We start from the raw sequence: 20,062 nt of genomic DNA on the forward strand, positions 1-20,062 counted from the left end.
GACGCAGAGCGCCCGGTTCAAGCGGGACGCTCAAAAGCTAATCGACGCTGGCGAACTAAACCCCACCGACGCCGCAGCGGCGCTGGATAAGCTGCTGCGACGCTCGGCTGTGGATAAGTCACCTTAAATGACTCGACTCCGCTACAGTCGCGGAGTCAGAACCCGTCCGCTTGGTCGGGCCTAGCCTCACTAACAATCCTGAACGCTGCGTACACGGGCAGCTGCCAGGAAAGGAGGTGAGTGCACTATGGCTACGTTCAAGCGAGGACGGGATGACATCAACGGTCGTTTCCTAACCGTGCGGCAGGCTCAAATCCGCAAATCTACTGCGGACGTTGAAACCTACCACACGGGGAAGAAGGGACCACGCGACTAGTCCCCAATCCTCTAGCAACGAGGTGGTCGGGGTTCGCGAAAGCGGGCCTCGGCCACTGCCTATGAATCACACTCGGACTCGACGGTCAAGCGCTATTGACTCGGGAGTCAGCAGCTATCCTCCGTTAACCACACGCGGTTGCGCTAAAGCCAAAGTGGACTAAGTTTCGCCCGCCGAATCGTCCGCCAGTGGGAGAGCGGGCCTGTGAGTTACGTAAGAAGCATCCCGGTTGTGGATGCGAAGGGCGCTGGCCTTACCGTTTATGAGTATCGAGACCGGCGCTTTCTGACGAAGGCGCGGCGCTACGAGCTATGCACTGGCGAATCGGTTGAGCCTGCCGAGACCGACACGTTCCTTGTGGTCGCTACCGGCGAGGAACTGTTGCGCGTGTAGCAGCCAGCTCAGCCGAAAACCTGATTGAAAACCGTAGTCACATACGGCTTCAACGTCACTGTGATTACCACCCGCGCATCATTGTTGTTCACAGTCCCGTAAAGGGGCTGAAGCAACGTGTCCGCCTCGACCGAAAAGCGGGTGATCAGGCTGTCATCTTCAAGAAGGCAGAAGAATGGTTTCTCGTCATCCGACGGGGCATCATAGCCGCCCATCTCACCCTGACTACGGGGCATTTTGAGACCGTCAACGAGGGTCTTAACTCGGTTATCGATATCGCCCTTGTGGAGGATATTACCCGGAGCTTCGTTGCGCAGGAATAAGATGTCTAGGGCGCAATGGAGGCCTATCGCGCGCGTAACCAGCGGGACGAAATTGTAGCCGTTGCGCGGAAAGTTGGCTGCCAGATCGTCGATCTTGTGCGGGATCGCCTTGCTTTCCGTAATCAAGAAATTCGCGTCCGCTATATCACCCAACTCCTGACTCAAGATCGGATGAACCTGCCAGAGGCGGCGCAGTTGCGGGTGGAAGGCCTTGCGGATTTCCTGCTTGTGTTTCGCACGACCGGCAACCTTTTCGCCCTTGGTCGTGTCGGACAAAAGCGGCCCCTCATAAGTCAGGCGAAATTGCATCAGCTCGCTCTCCCAATCCACATACGGGTCATCAACAATGAGCTCCTTTCGGGCGCTATCCATATCACATTACCTAACAAGTTGGGTTTGGGAAGTATAATAACGCCAACTTGTTGTTCCCCCACGCTTATGCCATTTCCCATCCCGCTCGGTTGCACATGATTCGCCTTTGGGGAGGCAATATGGACCGTCCGAGCTCCACCAAATCCGCCGAACTCGTCTAGCCGCTCGCAGGCAGACGTTCGTGGCCATTGCCGAAATCTTCAGCCGCTTCGCGGCCGAGCTGGCGCTGTTCGCCGGCGTCGGCTTCCTGCTGTTCGCAATCAACGACCTTGCCGTCGACCTCATATATTTCGGCCGCAGCATCTGGCGTTCGCTGACGGTCTACACCCGCTACCCCCGCGCCTTCGCCAGCTATTTCGTGTTCAAGAAGGACCCGGGCCTGATCGCGATCCTGGTTCCCACGTGGGACGAGTCGGCGGTCATCGCATCCATGCTCAAGGCGACGGTCAACCGCCTCGACTATGACGATTACCGCGTCTTCGTCGGCCATTACCGCAACGATCCGGCGACCGCCGCGGCGATCGCCAGCGTCGCCGACCCGCGCATCGAGGCCGTCGAAGTGCCGGCGGACGGCCCGACGACCAAGGCCGATTGCCTCAACCATCTGTACGATGCGCTGATCGGCTTTGAGACCGCCCACGGCTGCGCGGCCAAGGCGGTCGTGCTCCATGATGCCGAGGATGTCGTGCACCGCTTCGAGCTTCGCATCTTCGACGCGCTGATCGGCCGCGCGGCGGTGATCCAGCTTCCCGTCCTGCCCCTCCCCGACCCGCATTCGCGCTGGATCAGCGGCCATTATTGCGACGAGTTCGCCGAGGCGCACGTCAAGGAGCTGGTGGTGCGCGAGGCGGTAGGCGCCGCGATCCCGCTCGCCGGCGTCGGCTGCGCGATCGAGCGGCGGGCGCTCGGCCGATTGGCTGCGATGCAAGACGGAAAGCCGTTCGCGGGCAACAGCATGACCGAGGATTATGAAGTCGGCCTGCGTCTCGGCGCGCTCGGCCTCAAGACCATGTTCGTGCGCATTCCCGCCCAGCCGGGCGAGCGCTCGATCGTCGCCAGCCGCGGCCACTTCCCAGCGACCTTGGGCTGCGCGGTACGTCAGAAGGCGCGCTGGCTCGGCGGGATCGCTCTGTCCGGTTGGGACCGGCTCGGCTGGAGCGGGGGCTTGGGCGAGCGCTGGATGCGGATGCGCGACCGGCGCGGTCCGCTCGCCGCGCTTCTGCTGCTGTCCGCGTACGGGGCCGCCTTGCTGTGGTCGCAGATCTGGCTCGCCGAGGCGCTCGGCGCGCCGATCAAGGCGCGGCTCTCACCCGGCCTGATCACTTTGCTGACGATCAATGGGTGGCTGCTTGGCTGGCGCGTTCTGATGCGCGCCGGCTTCACCACCGCCGCCTACGGCTGGGGGGAGGGATTGCGCTCGGTCCCGCGGCTGGTCGTCGGCAATGTCATCGCGATGCTCGCCGCGGCGCGCGCGGTGTCCTTGCATCTCGGCGGCGGGGCGAGCCGATGGGACAAGACGCGGCACATCTTCCCGGCGGTGCTGCCGCAATGAGGCCGTCGCTCCGCTTCCTCGCCATCGCGATCGTCGGCTGGGCCGGGATGCGCGCCGCGGCGCTCGGCGTTCTGCCAGGCGGCGAGCTGTTCCGGATCGAGCGCAGCGAAGCCAAGACTCCGCCGATCGTCCCGACCCAGTTCCCGCCGATCGAACCGGTGGCGCTGGCCCCGCCGGCAGCCGCGAGCGAGCAATATTATCCCGCCGCTTATGCGCAGCAGGCGGTGCGTCCGGTCATGGTCCCGGTCTATTACGCCGCGCCGGTCTCGACACCCGCCGCACCGCGCGCGACCCCCTATCTCGACAGCCTGTTGCCGCCGCCGCGCCGCTCTTTGTACAGCCCCGCTGCCGCGCCGGACGAATGGCCGATGTCGCGTCTCGCCGCCGCTGCGATGCCGCCGCGCACGAGGGTCTCCGAGCCGCCGCCGGCCCTGCCCGTCGCCCCACTCCGGCCGCGCCTCGACCGACTCCAGCTGACCAGCTGGGCGCTGTTGCGGAGCCAGCAAACCGGGCTCGCCGGGTCCCGGTCGCTCGCCAGCGGCGGCCAGCTCGGCGCCAGCCAGGCCGGCGCGCGCGTGCTCTACAATTTCAACCGGCTGTTCGCGCTTTCGGGGCGGATGAGCTCGGAGGTCGGGCGGCGCGGCGGCGAGGTCGCCGCGGGGGTCCGCGTCCACCCGCTGATCGGCCTTCCGGTCTGGCTCACCGCCGAGCGACGGCAGCGAATCGGCCGCTTCGGCGGCGGGCGCAGCGACTTCGCCTTGTTCGCCGAGGCCGGCGTGTACGATCGCCCGCTGCCGTGGGGCTTGACCCTTGATTCCTATCTGCAGGGCGGAGTCGTCGGCGTAAAAAGCCGCGACCTGTTTGTTGATGGGGCACTTGCCGTCACCCGGCCGGTGTATCGCAAATTCTCCGCCGGCTTCGGCATCTGGGGCGGAGCGCAGCCCGGCCTCTCCCGCCTCGACGCCGGACCGCGGTTGACCGTAAGAGTGCGCGGCAATTTGAAGGTGCACGCCGATTGGCGCCAGAAGCTCGCCGGCAACGCGCGGCCCGGTTCGGGACCGGCGCTGACGCTTGCGGGGGATTTCTAGTCCCACTTAACTTGGCCGCGGCCGCCGTTTGCGGCTAGGCAAGTGCGGCCCATGGACGTCTACCTCCCGATCGCCGGCCAGTCGGTCAACGCCTTGCTGATCGTCCTGCTCGGCTTCCTCGTCGGCGTGCTCTCGGGGATGTTCGGCGTCGGCGGCGGTTTCCTCACCACGCCGCTGCTGATCTTCTACGGCATCCCGCCGACCGTGGCCGTGGCGTCGGCGACGACGCAGATCACCGGGGCGAGCGTGTCCGGCGCGATGGTCCACATGCGGCGCGGCGGCGTCGATTTGAAGATGGGCGGCGTGATGATCGTCGGCGGACTGGCCGGATCGTTCGTCGGCGCGGCCCTGTTCCGCCTGCTCCAGTCGACCGGCCAGATCGATGTCGTGATCGGCTTCCTCTACGTGCTGATCCTCGGCTGGATCGGCATCCTGATGCTGCTCGATAGCCTGAAATCGCTCGGATACATCCGCGTCCCCGAACCCAACGCCAGGCGGCCGCGACACAATCGCTGGGTCGCGTCCCTGCCCTATCGCTGGCGGTTCCACTCGTCGGGCATCTACATCTCTCCGGTCGCGCCGCTCGCGCTCGGCTTCCTCGCCGGCATCCTCACCGTGTTCCTCGGCATCGGCGGCGGCTTCATTCTTATCCCCGCGATGATCTATTTGCTCGGCATGCCGGCGCGGGTGGTGATCGGGACCAGCCTGATCATGATCCTCGCGGTCAGCGCCGCGACGACGATGGTCCACGCCCTGACGACCCGCGCGGTCGACATCGTGCTCGCCGGCCTGCTGCTCGTCGGCGGCGTCGTCGGTGCGCAATATGGCGCTCTGCTGACGCTCAGGATCAAGCCCGATCTGCTGCGCCTCGCGCTCGGCATCATCATCCTGCTCGTCGCGCTGCGGATGCTCCTCGGCCTCGCCTGGCACCCGGACGAGATTTTCTCGATCGAATATCTGTGACCGCGCGCTCGGCTTCCTTGGCTCTGGCGGTGCTCGCGCCGCTGATGATGGCGGCGGACAAGCCGGTGCTCGTGCCCGACGTATCCGCCCGCCAGGTGCAGATCCGCTACAGCTTCAACGGGGCACAGCTGCTGCTGTTCGGCGCTGTCGTCTATCCCGGCGGGCGCCCGCCCGACCGCCAGGTCGACATTGCCGTCGTCCTCCGCGGTCCCGTCCAGCCGATTCTGGTGCGCGAGAAGGAGAAGATCGCCGGCGTGTGGATGAACGCCGATTCGAACCGATTCCGCTCTGCGCCCTCTTTCTACGCCGTCGCTTCGTCGCGGCCGATCAGGGACCTTCTCGATGAGCGGACGGCGGCGATCTACGAGCTCGGCCTCCACGAGCTCCAGCTTTCGCCGGGCGGCGGCGCGCTTCCCGAGAAGGAACGGCGCTTCGAGGCGGGCCTGCTCGATCTCAGGAGCCGCCAAGGCCTCTATTCGGAGAGCCCGCACGGCGTCGAGATCACCGGCGGCGTCCTCTATCGGGCGGTGATCACCATCCCCAGCCAGGTGCCGGTCGGCACCTACACCGCCGAGACCTTCCTCATCGACCGCCACAAGGTGATTGCAGCGGCGACCCGCGACATCCAGATCAACAAGTCGGGGTTCGAGCGTTACGTCGCCCTCGCCGCCCGCCGGCACCGGCTCGTTTACGGCCTGAGCTGCGTGCTATTGTCGCTCGGGCTTGGCTGGGCGGCGGCCGCGGCCTTCCGCCGCCGTTTCTAGGCGTTTCTCTAAGCCAATTTTAACCGCTTTTGCTTATCCCTTGTTCGAACCGAGCACCGGGAGTGAGCGAAGACATGGACGATCGGCCGAACCTGCGCGAATTCCTCAATGAAGTCAGCAGCTTCCAGGAGGAAGAAGCGGCCGCCGCGCCGGCCAAGGCGGCCGGGCCGGCGCCCGGTGCGATGGGCATTGTGGTCGAAATCGCCGGCTCGGGCAGCCAGGTCCGCCTCGACGCCGCGACCGTCGCCGCCCTCCAGTCGCACAAGGATGCCTCGATCTCCATGTCCGGCCAGGTCGGCAGCCAGGTCAAGACCATCGTCGGCAGCAGCTGGCTGATTGCCAACGTCCGCACCCTGCGCGCGGGCGACGCGGGCGAGCTCGTCGCCTACGTCGACTTCCTCGGCGAGGGCAACCGCGATTCCTCGGGCAAGATGAGCAATTTCCGCCGCGGCGTGACGCGCTACCCGATCCCCGGCGCCGAAGTCTTTCCGGTCAGCACCGAGGACATGCGCGCGATCTTTGCCGCCAGCGACGAGCCGCATATCGAGATCGGCACCGTCTACCCGACCGACGACATTCGCGGCGCGCTTTACGTCGACCCGATGCTCGGCAAGCATTTCGCGGTGCTCGGATCGACCGGTACCGGCAAGTCGACCGCGGTGTCGCTGATCCTTCACAGAATCTCGGAACTCAGTCCCGAGGGGCACATCGTGATGATCGACCCGCACGGCGAATATTCCGCCGCCTTCAAGGGCTGCGGCGAGCTGTTCAACGTCGACAACCTCCAGCTGCCCTATTGGCTGATGAATTTCGAGGAGCATTGCGAAGTGCTCCTGACCACGCAGGATGCCGAGCGTCAGCGCGACGCCGACATCCTCGCCAAGTGCCTGCTGGCCGCCCGCACCAAGGGCAAGGACATGAGCCAGTACGGCAAGGTCACGGTCGACAGCCCGATCCCCTATTTGCTGACCGATCTCAACGCGATCATCGTCAACGAAATGGGCAAGCTCGACCGGGCCGGCGATACGTTGCCGTTCCAGCGCATCAAGACCAAGCTCGACGAGCTCCGCGTCGACCCGCGCTACACCTTCATGTTCTCAGGGATGCTGGTGTCGGACTCGATGGGCAGTTTCGTCGCCAAATTGTTCCGACTTCCGGGCCAGGGCCGTCCGATTTCGATCGTCGATGTCTCGGGAGTGCCCTCGGAAGTCACATCGGTGGTGGTATCGGTGCTCGCGCGGATGGTGTTCGACTATGCGATCTGGTCGCGGACCGAGGCGCAGCGCCCGTTGCTCCTCGTCTGCGAAGAGGCGCACCGCTACGTTCCCAAGGATGAAACCACGGGCGGCCAGGCCGTCCGCAAGATCCTCGAGCGCATCGCCAAGGAAGGGCGCAAGTACGGCGTCTCGCTCGGCCTGATCACGCAGCGCCCGTCGGACCTTGCCGAAGGCGTGCTGTCGCAATGCGGCACGATCCTCTCGATGCGACTGAACAACGACCGCGACCAGGCCTGCGTCCGCGCGGCGATGCCCGAGGGCGCGCGCGGATTCCTCGACGCCATCCCGGCGCTCCGCAACCGCGAGTGCATCGTCTGCGGCGAAGGCGTCGCCATCCCGATCCGCGTCCGCTTCGACGACCTCGAGCCCGAGAAGCGCCCCGCTTCTTCCGACCCGAGCTTCGCCCGTCTGTGGCGCGAGACCGGCGACGAGGCCGGGATCATCAGCCGCACGATCAAGCGCTGGAGAGGCCACGGCCGCTAAAATTCCTCCCCCGGAATGGGATTCGTTGACTGGTTGGAGCTGAAGGGCCGCCAGCGGATGGCTCGCACATCGGGCGTCAAAAAAACAAATGGCCAGTTGTCTGGTTAACATATAGTTAACACGGGCGAGTCGTAAGTCGCGCCAAGAGCGGGAACGCTCTTGTCCGCCGACCTCTTCTGCGCTTGCGGCGTAATTCCGGGGGGAAGAGATCTAATGGTTTCCCGTACATTCCTCTGCCTGATGGCCGGTGCGGCACTTTGCACGGCATCGGCCGCAAGTGCCGCGGTCAATATCGATTTCGGATCCCAGACGGGCAATCTGGGCCCGACCGCGATCTACACCAGCGGCGGGCTTACAGTCACCGCCGCCGGATATTCTGACGGCTTCGATCATATTGCGGCGACACCCTTGTTCGGCAAGAATGACGCCGGTGACGAGAAGGGTGTCGGGCTCGCAGCCGATCCGTCCAATCAAAATGAAATCTATTGGGGATATTCCCACCTCGGAGCGTTCATCGAACTGGATGTGAGCGCCTTGTTCGGGCTGGTCCCCAGTGCTCAGTTCTTCATGGGCAGCACGACGGGTGGCGCGCCGAGCGGCGAGCAATGGGCCGTCTACGGCACCAATGTTGCCGCCTGCGGCTGGTTTTGTACCGATGTCCCGCCGCTGACCGGGTTCGATGAGGAGACGCACGATCTCTTCGGTTTCGGCACCTACAAATATTATGATTTCTATTCGCTTGGCACCGGCGGTAACGCGGCAGACGGCAATGTCCTTCTCGCGGGTCTGGTGCTGCCGTCGCCCGTTCCCGAGCCGGGCACTTGGGCGCTAATGCTGCTGGGCTTCGGTGCGATAGGTGCCGCCATGCGTCGCAACCGGAAAAAGCTGGCGCTGACCCAGCTCGTCTGAGTCATTCATCGCCGGTCTGGTCAATCGATCCTTCACCTGCGCACCCAGAGCGTGAACCCATCCACCTGCGCCGCCTGCCGGTAGCCCAGCGCCTTGGCCTGGGCCGCAAGCTGCGTCTCCAGGTCGGGCTGGCTATCGGGGTAGGTGCCGGTCACGATCGCGCCCGGCGGCCGCTCAGCGAGAATCGCCGTCTGGTCACGCGTGACGATCCGCCACTCGCGCGCCTGCTCGGGCGCAACGAACCCTCTTGTCCGGTACAGGAACGGCCCGGCGGCGAACCGCGGGTCGACCGAATAGCCGGTCGGGACATATTGGCCCGCCAGGGTCGCGATCGGACGATGAACATGCTGCGCACGCAGCGCATTCCCGAGTGCCTCTGACCTTCGCTCGGCATCGAGCGCGGGCGGCATGCCGTGGATCGCGGCGTGGACAAACCAGCCGGCCACCGGAACGAACCCCGCCGCGATGAACAGCGCCCACGCGCCCAGCCACCAGCGCCGGCGCGCCGCGCCTTCGCCAGAGACCAACGCGGTAAGCACGAACAAAGGCGGAAGCGCGGGCAAGAGGTAGAAGATCTGGAAAGGCTTGTTCAGGCCGGCACTAACCACGCCGCCGATTGCCGCCGCGATCATCGTCCGCCGCACGGAATCGCCCAGCCAGCGGCCCGGTTCCGCCCAGCTTCGGCGTGCGATTTCGACGCTCGCGATCAGGGCCGGACCGACCGCCGCGGCGATCAGGAGCTCGCCGAACCGAGCCGGCCCAAGCCGCCATGCCTTGCCGATCTCGGTATAATATTGCGCCGGCGCCCTCGCCGGGAAGATGATGGCCTCGGCCAGGAAAGCGCGTGGCGCGAGGGCCGCGAGAACGAACGTCGGCAGCAGGCCAATCGCCACGCCGCCCGCGAAGCACAGCTGCCGCCGGCGCTCGGCCGCATCGGCCGTCCACACGCCCGCGAGGAAGACCGCGGCCGCGGGCACCGCGTAACTGATCTTGGCGCTTGCAGCCAGGCCGAACGCCAGGCCCGCGCCGAGCCGCGTCCAGCCTCCGCCTCTGACGATCAGCCACAGCCCGAGGCTCAGCAGCGCCGCCGGAAGCAGGTCGTTGCGCGCGACGCCGACACACCAGGCGAACGACTCGCACGCGACCAGCATCGCCGATGCGGTGAGCGCCGAGCGCTCGCTCGCGCCCGCGCGCCGGGCAGCGCCGTAGACCAGCATGACCGTGACCAGCCCGAGCAGCGCATTTGCAATGCGCATGGCCAGCAGCAGGTGCCCGGCAAACAGCCATTGCAGGGGGGCGAAGACCAATGGCTGCAGCGGCGTTTGCAGATAGGCGAAGTCGCGGTACGGCAGCAGTCCCTCGGCGGCTAGCGCGGTCGAGGCGACATATTGGCTCTCGTCGACCGACAGCGGACGAACGAGGGCGATTGCCAGCAGCCACACGGCCAACGCTGCAAAGGTAAAAGCGGTGCGCCTCGGCACGGCCCGTGTCCCCGCCCTCATGGCCAAAAGCCTAGATGCGGCAGTCGAGATTACAAGTTCAGCTGCGCCCGCCGACCTTGAGCAATGCAGCGAGCCGTGCCTTGATCGCTTCGGCCAGATGGGTGTCCGCGACCGGCGCGCTGAGCAGGCGGACGCCGAGCGGGTTCACCGGCGTTCCCCCTTGGCGCACCTCGAAATGGAGATGCGGGCCGGTCGACAAACCGCTCGAGCCGACATAGCCGATCAGCTGGCCGGCGTGGACGAAGCTTCCCTGCTGGGCGACGATCTCGCTCATATGGCCGTAGAGGCTGACGATGCCGCCGCCGTGGCCGATTTGGACCTCGCGGCCATAGCCGCCTGCCCAGCCGGCGCCGAGCACCTGGCCGTCGGCCGCGGCGACGATCGGGCTGCCCCAGCCGGCGCCGATGTCGATCCCGGCGTGAAAGCGCGTGAAGTGGAGGATCGGGTGATAACGATAGCCGAAATAGGAGGTGACGGGCCCGTTGGCCGGCATCATCAGCCCGCTCGCGGACGGCGCCGGCCGCTGCGCATTGGCGGCGTCGATCCATTCGCTACGGCCGTTCGCATTCCAGCGCACCAGTTGCAGGCTCGACGCCGCAACGCGATTGAGGCCGGCGTAAAGCAGGTCGCGGTTGGCGCCCAGCACCATGTCGAAGCTGTCGCTTTGGCCGACCTCGCCGACGTCGATCTCGGTCGCCAGGGCGGCGAGATATTGGGCGGCGACCTGGGGCGAGGCTCCCGCGGCTCGGAGCGACCAGTAAAGCCCGTCGCCGACCCGGCCCCTGATCCGCAAGGGTTTCAAGGTCGGTGCCGGAACGGAGGCTACCGGGACCGCGACCGGCGCAGCGCGCTTGGGCACGAAATCGACGGTCTCGACGGCGTCGCTCGGCGCCATCGGCATGCCGGTCACGCCGCCACCCGACAGCGGCGCAACGCCCAGCGCCTGCCACTGCCGCTGCTGGTCGAGCGGCAACGCCTCGGGCCGTGGCAGCGACGCCCAGGCGACGCCGCTGCACAGCAAGGCGAGCATGCCCGCGCTCCGCCAGCCGGGCTGCGGCCAGCGGGTGGCGAGCGAGCGCCGCAACGGGTGCGCGTGATGTCGTGACGTCAGCACGCGCCCTTGATGCCCAATCAAGGTTAAGGCTGGCCTAAAATCCGCTCGTCGAAGGAACCTTGCGTTCGGCGCGCGCGCTGCCACATTCGTGATTGTGACGCGCCGTTCCGACGCTCCCGTGCGGGCCATCCTGGGCCCGACCAACACCGGCAAGACCTACTTGGCGATCGAGCGGATGTGCGGCCACAGTTCGGGCGTCATCGGCTTCCCGCTTCGCCTGCTCGCGCGCGAGGTCTACGACCGCGTCGTCGCCATGAAGGGCGAGAGGCAGGTCGCGCTGCTCACCGGCGAGGAACGGATCGTCCCGCCGACCGCGCGCTATTTCCTGTGCACCGCCGAGAGCATGCCCGTGCCCGGCGGCGACAGTCACCACGACGGCGACATGCACCGCGACTTCGCCTTCGCCGCGATCGACGAGGCCCAGCTCGGAATCGATCCCGAGCGCGGCCACGTCTTCACCGACCGGATGCTCCGCGCCCGTGGCCGCGAGGAGACCCTGATCCTCGGCTCCGACACGCTGCGGCCGATCATCCGAGAGCTCCTGCCCGACGCCGAGATCGTCAGCCGGCCGCGCTTCTCCACCCTGCGCTACTCGGGCAGCGTCAAGCTTTCCCGCCTCCCGCCGCGCTCGGCCGTCGTCGCCTTCTCGGCCGAGCAGGTCTACGCGCTCGCCGAGATGCTGCGGCGCTTCAAGGGCGGCGCCGCGGTCGTGATGGGCGCCCTGTCGCCAGCCACGCGCAATGCCCAGGTCGCGATGTTCCAGCGCGGAGAGGTCGATTATCTGGTCGCCACCGACGCGATCGGCATGGGCCTCAACATGGACGTCACCCATGTCGCGTTCGCCGGGCTGGAGAAGTTCGACGGCCGCCGCGACCGCCGGCTCTCGATCTCCGAAATGGCACAGATCGCCGGTCGCGCGGGGCGCCACCAGAAAGATGGCACCTTCGGCACGCTCGGCCTCAGCGAGGTGAGCGGTGGCTTCAGCGAGGAGGAAATCGAAGCGATCGAGGAGCACCGCTTCCGCCCGCTCGACTTCGTCCACTGGCGCAACGCGGACCTCGAATTCACCGATATCGGCCGGCTGATCCGCAGCCTCGAGACAAAAAGCGACGATCCGCTGCTTCGCGCCGCGCCCGAAGCGATCGACCTCGCGGTGCTCAAGGCCATCGCCGAGGACCCGGCGATTGCGGCTCTGCGCGGCTTGGCTGCGCGGCGGCTGTGGGCGGTGTGCGGCCTGCCCGACTTCCGCAAGGTCGGGCCGATGCATCACGCCCGCATGGTCCGTCGTCTCTATTCCTACATCGGCGAGGGCGGTCATATCCCGCACGAATGGTTCGCCGCCGAGGTCGCGCGGCTGGACAATGTCAGCGGCGACATCGAGGCGCTTGCCGACCGCCTCGCCGGCGTTCGCAGCTGGGCTTATATCGCCCACCGCGCCGACTGGCTGAAGGACCCGGCCAAATGGGCCGAGCGCACGCGCGACGTCGAAGCGCGGCTCAGCGACGCGCTCCACGAGCGCCTCACCCAGCGCTTCGTCGACCGCCGCACAGCGGTGCTCGTCCGCGACATCGGCGCGCGCGGCGCGGACGCGTTGCCCGTAACCGTCGCCGCCGACGGCGAGGTCAGCGTCGGCCCCGAGCCGATTGGGCACCTCACCGGCTTCGACTTCCGCGTCGATCCCAATGCGCGGCTCGCCGACAAGCGCTTGCTCCTTGCCGCCGCCGAACGCCGCCTCGGCGAGGAGCTCGACCGCCGGGCCAGGGCACTCGTCGGCGGGGCAGACGAAGCCTTCCAGCTCACCGCCGACGAGAAAGGCGAGCTCGCGGTTGCAGCTGACGGGCATATCCTCGCGCGGCTTGCCGCAGGCCGTTCGCTGCTCGAGCCGGCGCTGCGCACGGCGCGCGCGCTCGACCGCCTCTCGGCGCCAACCCGCGCCGCGCTGCGCGACCGGCTCGAACGCTGGGTCGACGCGCAGATCGACCGCCACCTGCGCCCGCTCAAGCGTCTCGCCGAGGCCGCGGCCGATCCGGCAAGCCCGCCCGGCGTCCGCGCCCTCGCCGCGATGCTGGCCGATGCCGGCGGCCTGCTCCCGCGCAAGGCCGCGCTCAGCGCCATTGCGCATCTCGAGCAAACCGACCGCCAGTCGCTGCACCGGCTTGCCGTCCGCCTCGGTCCGCTCGACGTCTTCCTTCCATTGCTGTTGAAGCCCGCCGCCCAGCGCTGGCGCGGCGCGCTGCTTGCGGTCAAGCAGGGGCAGCCGATGCCCGCGATGCCGGCGCCCGGCGCGGCCACGCTCGACGGCAATGCCGACCCGCGCGGCGCCGCGCCCGCCTACCGCCGCCTCGGCCGGACATGGATCCGCATCGATCTTGCCGACCGTCTGGCGAGCCATGCGCGGAAGGTCCGCTCGGCCGGCGGCGCCGATCCGGTCGACCGCCCGCTCGCCACGTCGATCGGCCTTGGCGAAGAGGCCGTCGCGCAGCTCATGAATGAGATCGGCTTCACCCGCGCTGGCGATGCGTGGCGCTGGCGCGGCCGCCGCGGCGCACGCGACGATCGCCGCGCACCAGCGTCCCACGCCTTCGCCGAACTGGCGAAACTCAGGAAGAAGTGAGGCTCGACCGCTTCCTCTTTTTCATCCGCCTGGTGAAGAGCCGGACCCTCGCCCAGGCGGTGATCGATGAAGGCCATGTGCGCATCGACGGCAAGCGCGTGGAGAAATCCGCGGAAGAGCTGCGCGTCGGCAGCGTGGTCGCTTTGCCGCTTCACGGCGAGGTCCGCATCCTGCGCGTGCTCAACCTTCCTGCCCGCCGCGGCCCAGCGGCAGAGGCCCGCGCCTGCTACGAGGAATTGACGGAGGCAGACCCGCGACCTAGCGATGCTGCCAGAGGAGCCGCGGACCAATGACCTACGTCGTCACCGACGCCTGCATCAAATGCAAGTATATGGACTGCGTCGAGGTCTGCCCGGTCGATTGCTTCTACGAGGGCGAGGTGATGCTGGTCATCAACCCCAACGAGTGCATCGACTGCGGCGTGTGCGAACCCGAATGCCCCGCCGAGGCGATCCTGCCCGACACCGAAAGCGGGCTCGAGAAATGGCTCGAGCTCAACACCAATTTCTCCGCCGATTGGCCCAATATCACGCGCAAGAAGGACAGTCCGGCCGACGCCGACGAGCATAAGGGCGAAGAGGGCAAGTACGACAAGTACTTCACGCCGGACGCGGGCGAGGGCGACTAGGCAATTACTGCGGCGCTCGGCGCCGGAACTTCGCCGCCGCTCGTCCGCTGTCGTACCGCGTGAACGTCAACAGGGGACATCCATGCGCGGTTTCGTTTGTGTTGCGCTCGCCGCCTGCTGCGCCGGCTCGCCCGCGCTGGCGCAGTCCACGCCCGGCGGCGCCGCGCTGCCCAGCGCCGAGGACCTTGCCAAGCGCGACAGTGTCACGGTCGGAATCGGCGCGGCGATCGTGCCCGACTACGAAGGCTCGAACGACTATCGCGTGATCCCTGCCGGCGCCATCCGCGGCAAGGTCAGTGGTATCTCGTTCACCAGCCGCGGCGCCTACCTCTACGTCGATGTCGTGCCGCATTCTGGCAAGCTCGAGTTCAACGCCGGCCCGGTCATCGGCGCGCGCTTCAACGGCCGGCGCCACATCAAGGACCCAATCGTCAAGCTTCTGCCGCGGACTAAGACGGCGATCGAAGCGGGCGGCTTCGTCGGGGTCAGCGCCCACGGCCTGACCAACCCCTATGACACGCTCGCACTGCGCTTCGACGTGCTCCACGACATCGCCGGCGCGCACCGATCGACGACCTTCAGTCCCAATGTGGAATTCTCGACCCCGCTGTCGCTCCGCACCTACGCCAGCGCGAACGTCGGCGCGGAGTTCGTGAGCAACAAATATGCCGATTATTATTACAGCATCACGCCCGCGGGTTCGCTCGCCAGCGGCCTGCCCGTGTTCAATGCCGGCGGCGGGATGAAGGACTGGAAAGCCGGGCTGATGCTCAACCAGTCGATCACCGGCGATCTTCTCCACGGCTTCTCGGTCTTCGGCTTCGGCCAATATTCGCGCCTGGTCGGCGACTTCAAACGCTCGCCGATCGTGTCGCAGCGCGGCAGCGCGAGCCAATGGCTCGGCGCATTGGGGCTGGCCTATACCTGGTAGCAACTAGCGCCGTTTCATCAGCTCCTCGACGATCAGCTCCGCGGCGGCGTCCGGCCCCATCGCCGTCGTGTCGATCCGGATCTCCGGCTGCTCCGGCGGTTCGTACGGGCTGTCGATCCCGGTGAAATTCTTGAGCTCGCCCGCGCGCGCCTTGGCGTAGAGGCCCTTGGTGTCGCGCTTCTCCGCTTCGGCGAGCGGCGTATCGACGAACACTTCGATGAACTCCCCGTCCGGGATCATCTTGCGCACCATCTCGCGCTCGGCGCGGAACGGCGAGATGAAGGCAGTCATGACGATCAACCCGGCATCCGCCATCAGCCGGGCAAGCTCGCCGACGCGGCGGATATTCTCGATCCGGTCGGCCTCGGTGAAGCCGAGGTCGCGGTTGAGGCCATGACGGACATTGTCGCCGTCGAGCAGGAAGGTGTGGCGCCCGCGCGCGACGAGCTTCTGTTCGACAAGATTGGCGATGGTCGACTTGCCCGCGCCCGACAGGCCGGTGAACCACAGTACCGCCGGCTTCTGCCCCTTCAGCGTCGCATGCGTCTCGCGGCTGACGTCGAGGTGCTGGCGGTGGATATTGTGCGCGCGGCGGAGCGCGAAATGCAGCATCCCGCAGGCGACCGTCGCATTGGTCAGCTTGTCGATCAAGATGAAGCCGCCGAGGACGCGGTTGGGGCTAGAGTCCCCGGTCGCATAGGGCTCGAACACGATCTCGCGGTCGGTCGCGATCTCGGCGACGCCGATGGCGTTGAGCCCGAGCGTCGAGGCGGCGAGATGCTCGAGCGTGTTGACGTTCACTTCGTACTTGGGGCGGTGGACCGTCGCGGTGACCGTCTGCGTCCCGAGCTTCAGCCAATAGCCGCGGCCCGGGATCAATTCGTGCTCGTCCATCCACACCATCGCCGCTTCGAACTGGTCGGCCACTTCGGCCGGGTCGGCGGCGGCCGCGATCACATCCCCGCGCGAACAATCGACCTCGTCGGCGAAGGTCAAAGTCACCGACTGGCCGGCGACCGCCTGATCGAGGTCGCCATCCCCCGTCACGATCCGCACGATCCGCGTCAGCCGGCCCGACGGGAGGATCCGCACATCGTCGCCGGCTGTTACGGTGCCGCTCGCAATCTGCCCGGTAAATCCGCGGAAATCCTGGTGGGGCCGGTTGACCCATTGCACCGGCATCCGCAGCGGTTTGGCGACGTCGGCCTCGGCATCGACCGGGACGGCCTCGAGATGGTCGAGCAGGCTTGGCCCGGAATACCACGGCACCGTCGGACTTCGGGCAGCGACATTGTCGCCGCTGAGCGCCGAGACCGGAATCGCGACCCATTCGTCGACGCCGATCGTCTCGGCAAACGCGCGATAGTCGGCGGCGATCGCCTCGAACGCGCCCTGGTCGAAATCGACGAGGTCCATCTTGTTCACGGCGAGCACGAAGCGGCGGATGCCGACCAGCTTGGCAAGGTAGGAATGCCGCCGCGTCTGGGTCAGCACGCCCTTGCGCGCATCGACCAGCAGCACCGCGAGGTCGGCGGTCGAGGCGCCGGTCACCATGTTGCGCGTGTACTGCTCGTGCCCGGGCGTGTCGGCGACGATGAACTTGCGCTTCTCGCTTGCAAAATAGCGGTAGGCGACGTCGATCGTGATGCCCTGCTCGCGCTCGGCGCTGAGCCCGTCGACGAGCAAAGCGAAGTCGATCGCCTCGCCCTGGGTGCCGTGCTTCCTGCTGTCCGCCTCGAGCGCGGCAAGCTGGTCGTCGAAAATCTGCCGCGTCTCGTAGAGCAGCCGGCCGATCAGCGTCGACTTGCCGTCATCGACGCTGCCGCAGGTGATGAAGCGCAGCAGCGCCTTGCGCTCCTGCGCGGCGAGCCAGGACTTGACGTCGGCAGGGCGGTTCAAAAGTAACCCTCCTGCTTCTTCTTCTCCATGCTCGCCGAGCCGGCATCGCGGTCGATCACGCGGCCCTCGCGCTCCGACGTCGACGAGGCGAGCATCTCGGCGATGATCTCCTCGACGGTTTCCGCGTCGCTCTCGATCGCGCCCGACAATGGGTAGCAGCCGAGCGTGCGGAAACGGACCTTGCGGCTGACGATCTGCTCACCCGGCTCGAGCCGCATGCGCTCGTCATCGGCCATGAGGATGAGGCCATCGCGGAGCACCGTTGGCCGCTCCGCCGCGAAGTACAGCGGCACGATCTCGATGCCCTCGCGCAGGATGTACTGCCACACGTCGAGCTCGGTCCAGTTGGACAGCGGGAACACCCGCATGCTCTCGCCCTTGTTCTTGCGGACGTTGTAGAGCGACCACAGTTCGGGCCGCTGGCGCTTCGGGTCCCAGCGGTGGTTCTTGTCGCGGAAGCTGAACACCCGCTCCTTGGCGCGGCTCTTTTCCTCGTCGCGCCGGGCGCCCCCGAACGCCGCGTCGAATCCGTAGGTGTCGAGGGCCTGCTTGAGCCCTTCGGTCTTCCACATGTCGGTATGCAGCGGCCCGTGATCGAACGGGTTGATCCCTTTGTCGAGCGCCTCGGGGTTTTTATAGACGATCAGCTCGATCCCGGGCTGCGCCGCGATCCGCTCGCGCTCGGCATACATGTCCGTGAATTTCCACGTCGTATCCACGTGGAGCAGGGGGAACGGCAGCGGTCCGGGGAAGAAGGCCTTCCGCGCCAGGTGCAGCATCACCGCCGAATCCTTGCCCATCGAATAGAGCATCGCCGGGCGCGCGCTTTCCGCCACCGTCTCGCGCAGGATGAAGATGCTTTCCGCCTCGAGCCGGTCGAGGTGGGTCAGTCGGCTGGTCATCGGCGAGCCGTTTGCCCGCTTAGCTGCAACTTGTCACTTGCGGTGCGGCGCCGGCGGCCTAGGCTGACGCCAACTTGCGTGGGAGATCGACCGTGACCCGTTTCCTGATCCTGGCCTGCGGCACGGCAGCGCTCGGCTCCGCAGCGACCGCCCAGACCGCACCCAAGCCGATCACGCGCGCCGATTACATCAAAATCGTCGACACGCGTTTCAATACTGTCGACGCCAACCACGACGGCAAGGTCACGCGCGACGAGCTGATCGCGCAGCAGCAACGTGAAATGGCGAACGGCAAAGCGGTCATCGCCAAGCGGCTGCAGGACCAGTTCAGACAGCTCGACACCAACAAGGACGGCAAGCTGACGATCGACGAGTTCGTCGCTGGAGCACCACCCATCCGCACTGCTGAAACCCCGGACCAGCTACTCAACGCGCTCGACACCAACCACGACGGCAAGATCTCCACCGACGAGTTCCGGGCGCCGAACCTGGCCAAGTTCAACAAGGTGGACGCCAATCACGATGGCGTCGCCACGGTCCAGGAACAGCAGGCCGCTGCCCGCAGCAAGTAGACGCGCAGGGCCGCGCTGGACTAAGGACGAGTCTTCCCTGGGGAGCCGCGCGACCTGTGGCTGAGAGTCGATGAAGCGCATCGAGACCCGTCGAACCTGATCCGGTTAGCACCGGTGGAGGGAGAGGAGTCCAAGATGGGCGACGCGCCTGCAAGAACCGAGCTTAAAGTCACCACCGGGCCGATCCGCGGCTCGCGCAAAATCCATGTCGGCGATTTGCGCGTCGCGATGCGCGCGGTCGACCTCGAACCGTCGTCCGGCGAGCCGCCGGTCGTGCTCTACGATACGAGCGGGCCGTACACCGACGCCGCGCAGCGCATCGACATCATGGCCGGCCTGCCCGAGTTCCGGGCGAAATGGATCCGCGGGCGCCGCGACGTCGAGGAGGTCGCCCAGCGCGCGGTCCGCCCGGAGGACAACGGCCAGCTTGGTCCGGACAGAAGCGGCGGCGTCCAGCCCTTCCCCAATGTCCGCAAGCGCGTGCTCCGCGCCAAGCCCGGCGCGAACGTCTCGCAAATGCATTACGCGCGGCGCGGAATCATCACGCCCGAGATGGAATATGTCGCCATCCGCGAGAACCTCGGCCGCGAAGCTGCGCTGAACGCCGCTCGCGACGGCGAGTCCTTCGGCGCATCGATCCCCGACTTCGTCACCCCCGAATTCGTCCGCGACGAGGTCGCCCGCGGCCGCGCGATCATCCCCAACAACATCAACCACCCCGAATCCGAGCCGATGGCGATCGGCCGCAACTTCCTCGTCAAGATCAACGCCAACATCGGCAATTCCGCCGTCGCCAGTGACGTCGCGGCCGAGGTCGACAAGATGGTCTGGGCGATCCGCTGGGGCGCCGACACGGTCATGGACCTCAGCACCGGCCGCAACATCCACGACACCCGCGAATGGATCGTCCGCAACTCGCCCGTGCCGATCGGCACCGTGCCCATCTACCAGGCGCTCGAGAAGGTCGGCGGCGTGGCCGAGGACCTCAGCTGGGACATCTACCGCGACACGTTGATCGAGCAGGCCGAGCAGGGCGTCGACTATTTCACCATCCACGCCGGCGTCCGCCTGCCCTACGTGCCCCTGACCGCCAAACGCGTCACCGGAATCGTCAGCCGCGGCGGCTCGATCATGGCCAAGTGGTGCCTCGCCCACCACCGCGAAAGCTTCCTCTACGAGCGCTTCGACGAGATCTGCGAAATCATGAAGGCCTACGACATCGCTTTCTCGCTCGGCGACGGCCTCCGTCCCGGCTCGACCGCCGACGCCAATGACGAAGCCCAGTTCGCCGAGCTCTATACGCTTGGCGAGCTGACCAAGACGGCTTGGGCCCACGACGTCCAGGTGATGATCGAGGGCCCCGGCCACGTGCCGATGCACAAGATCAAGGAGAATATGGA

General features: G+C 66.7%; 17 protein-coding genes and 1 riboswitch. Of the genes, 12 read left to right on the forward strand and 5 right to left on the reverse strand.

Features of this window, described 5'->3' with window-relative positions:
* Window positions 1-777: 777 nt before the first annotated feature.
* The gene (locus ACJ8FR_RS06575) at window positions 778-1,464 is read right to left on the reverse strand and encodes a hypothetical protein (protein WP_407827828.1); all 687 of its coding nucleotides are present in this window, start codon (window positions 1,462-1,464) and stop codon (window positions 778-780) included.
* A 181-nt stretch (window positions 1,465-1,645) separates the two neighbouring features.
* Here ACJ8FR_RS06575 and ACJ8FR_RS06580 point away from each other — a divergent pair, with 181 nt between their 5' ends.
* From ACJ8FR_RS06580 to ACJ8FR_RS06605, 6 genes are all read left to right on the forward strand, one after another.
* On the forward strand, window positions 1,646-3,016 hold the full coding sequence (locus ACJ8FR_RS06580) for a glycosyl transferase family protein (RefSeq protein ID WP_407827829.1): 1,371 nt from the start codon (window positions 1,646-1,648) through the stop codon (window positions 3,014-3,016).
* Window positions 3,013-4,104 (forward strand): hypothetical protein, encoded by a 1,092-nt coding sequence (locus tag ACJ8FR_RS06585; RefSeq protein WP_407827830.1) that lies wholly within the window; start codon window positions 3,013-3,015, stop codon window positions 4,102-4,104. Before ACJ8FR_RS06580 ends, ACJ8FR_RS06585 begins: the two co-directional genes overlap by 4 nt.
* 51 nt (window positions 4,105-4,155) lie before the next feature.
* Window positions 4,156-5,067 carry a sulfite exporter TauE/SafE family protein gene (locus ACJ8FR_RS06590; protein ID WP_407827831.1) on the forward strand — a complete coding sequence of 304 codons (912 nt, stop codon included), beginning with the start codon at window positions 4,156-4,158 and terminating at the stop codon, window positions 5,065-5,067.
* A 44-nt stretch (window positions 5,068-5,111) separates the two neighbouring features.
* Complete coding sequence (locus tag ACJ8FR_RS06595; RefSeq protein ID WP_407827843.1) at window positions 5,112-5,831, forward strand: TIGR02186 family protein; 720 nt, start codon at window positions 5,112-5,114, stop codon at window positions 5,829-5,831.
* Window positions 5,832-6,013: 182 nt separating this feature from the next.
* Window positions 6,014-7,591 carry an ATP-binding protein gene (locus ACJ8FR_RS06600; protein ID WP_407827844.1) on the forward strand — a complete coding sequence of 526 codons (1,578 nt, stop codon included), beginning with the start codon at window positions 6,014-6,016 and terminating at the stop codon, window positions 7,589-7,591.
* A gap of 213 nt (window positions 7,592-7,804) precedes the next feature.
* Window positions 7,805-8,500 (forward strand): PEPxxWA-CTERM sorting domain-containing protein, encoded by a 696-nt coding sequence (locus ACJ8FR_RS06605; RefSeq protein ID WP_407827832.1) that lies wholly within the window; start codon window positions 7,805-7,807, stop codon window positions 8,498-8,500.
* Between the two features lie 32 nt (window positions 8,501-8,532).
* Here the strand turns inward: ACJ8FR_RS06605 and ACJ8FR_RS06610 are convergent, their stop codons facing one another.
* Together ACJ8FR_RS06610 and ACJ8FR_RS06615 are read right to left on the reverse strand one after the other, a co-directional pair.
* A complete protein-coding gene (locus ACJ8FR_RS06610; protein WP_407827833.1) occupies window positions 8,533-10,002 on the reverse strand; it encodes an ArnT family glycosyltransferase in 1,470 nt (489 codons plus the stop codon).
* Between the two features lie 37 nt (window positions 10,003-10,039).
* Window positions 10,040-11,116 (reverse strand): M23 family metallopeptidase, encoded by a 1,077-nt coding sequence (locus tag ACJ8FR_RS06615; RefSeq protein ID WP_407827834.1) that lies wholly within the window; start codon window positions 11,114-11,116, stop codon window positions 10,040-10,042.
* A 94-nt stretch (window positions 11,117-11,210) separates the two neighbouring features.
* Here ACJ8FR_RS06615 and ACJ8FR_RS06620 point away from each other — a divergent pair, with 94 nt between their 5' ends.
* The 4 genes from ACJ8FR_RS06620 (at window position 11,211) to ACJ8FR_RS06635 (ending at window position 15,289) form a co-directional block, all read left to right on the forward strand.
* Window positions 11,211-13,730 carry a helicase-related protein gene (locus ACJ8FR_RS06620; RefSeq protein WP_407827835.1) on the forward strand — a complete coding sequence of 840 codons (2,520 nt, stop codon included), beginning with the start codon at window positions 11,211-11,213 and terminating at the stop codon, window positions 13,728-13,730.
* Window positions 13,727-14,023, forward strand: a complete 297-nt coding sequence (locus ACJ8FR_RS06625; protein ID WP_407827836.1) for an RNA-binding S4 domain-containing protein — start codon at window positions 13,727-13,729, stop codon at window positions 14,021-14,023. Before ACJ8FR_RS06620 ends, ACJ8FR_RS06625 begins: the two co-directional genes overlap by 4 nt.
* Window positions 14,020-14,358: a ferredoxin FdxA gene (gene fdxA, locus ACJ8FR_RS06630; RefSeq protein WP_407827837.1), complete on the forward strand. Its 339-nt coding sequence runs from the start codon at window positions 14,020-14,022 to the stop codon at window positions 14,356-14,358. The genes ACJ8FR_RS06625 and fdxA overlap by 4 nt, the downstream gene beginning before the upstream one ends.
* Window positions 14,359-14,440: 82 nt before the next feature.
* Entirely contained in the window at window positions 14,441-15,289 is an 849-nt protein-coding gene (locus ACJ8FR_RS06635; protein WP_407827838.1) for a MipA/OmpV family protein, read from the forward strand.
* Between the two features lie 3 nt (window positions 15,290-15,292).
* On the opposite strand, the gene cysN is transcribed toward ACJ8FR_RS06635, so the two are convergent.
* Both cysN and cysD read right to left on the reverse strand, forming a co-directional pair.
* Window positions 15,293-17,188 carry a sulfate adenylyltransferase subunit CysN gene (gene cysN, locus ACJ8FR_RS06640; RefSeq protein ID WP_407827839.1) on the reverse strand — a complete coding sequence of 632 codons (1,896 nt, stop codon included), beginning with the start codon at window positions 17,186-17,188 and terminating at the stop codon, window positions 15,293-15,295.
* Window positions 17,185-18,090, reverse strand: a complete 906-nt coding sequence (gene cysD, locus ACJ8FR_RS06645; RefSeq protein ID WP_407827840.1) for a sulfate adenylyltransferase subunit CysD — start codon at window positions 18,088-18,090, stop codon at window positions 17,185-17,187. The genes cysN and cysD overlap by 4 nt, the downstream gene beginning before the upstream one ends.
* A gap of 92 nt (window positions 18,091-18,182) precedes the next feature.
* Between cysD and ACJ8FR_RS06650 the strand changes: the two genes are divergently transcribed.
* Together ACJ8FR_RS06650 and thiC are read left to right on the forward strand one after the other, a co-directional pair.
* A complete protein-coding gene (locus tag ACJ8FR_RS06650) occupies window positions 18,183-18,662 on the forward strand; it encodes an EF-hand domain-containing protein (RefSeq protein WP_407827841.1) in 480 nt (159 codons plus the stop codon).
* Window positions 18,663-18,690: 28 nt separating this feature from the next.
* A riboswitch (TPP riboswitch) is annotated at window positions 18,691-18,802 on the forward strand.
* Window positions 18,798-20,062, forward strand: a 1,265-nt coding sequence (thiC, locus tag ACJ8FR_RS06655) for a phosphomethylpyrimidine synthase ThiC (RefSeq protein ID WP_407827842.1), incomplete at its 3' end; no start/stop codon positions are given. Its footprint overlaps the riboswitch before it by 5 nt.

The organism is Sphingomonas sp., from assembly GCF_045810705.1.
Lineage (GTDB): Bacteria > Pseudomonadota > Alphaproteobacteria > Sphingomonadales > Sphingomonadaceae > Sphingomicrobium.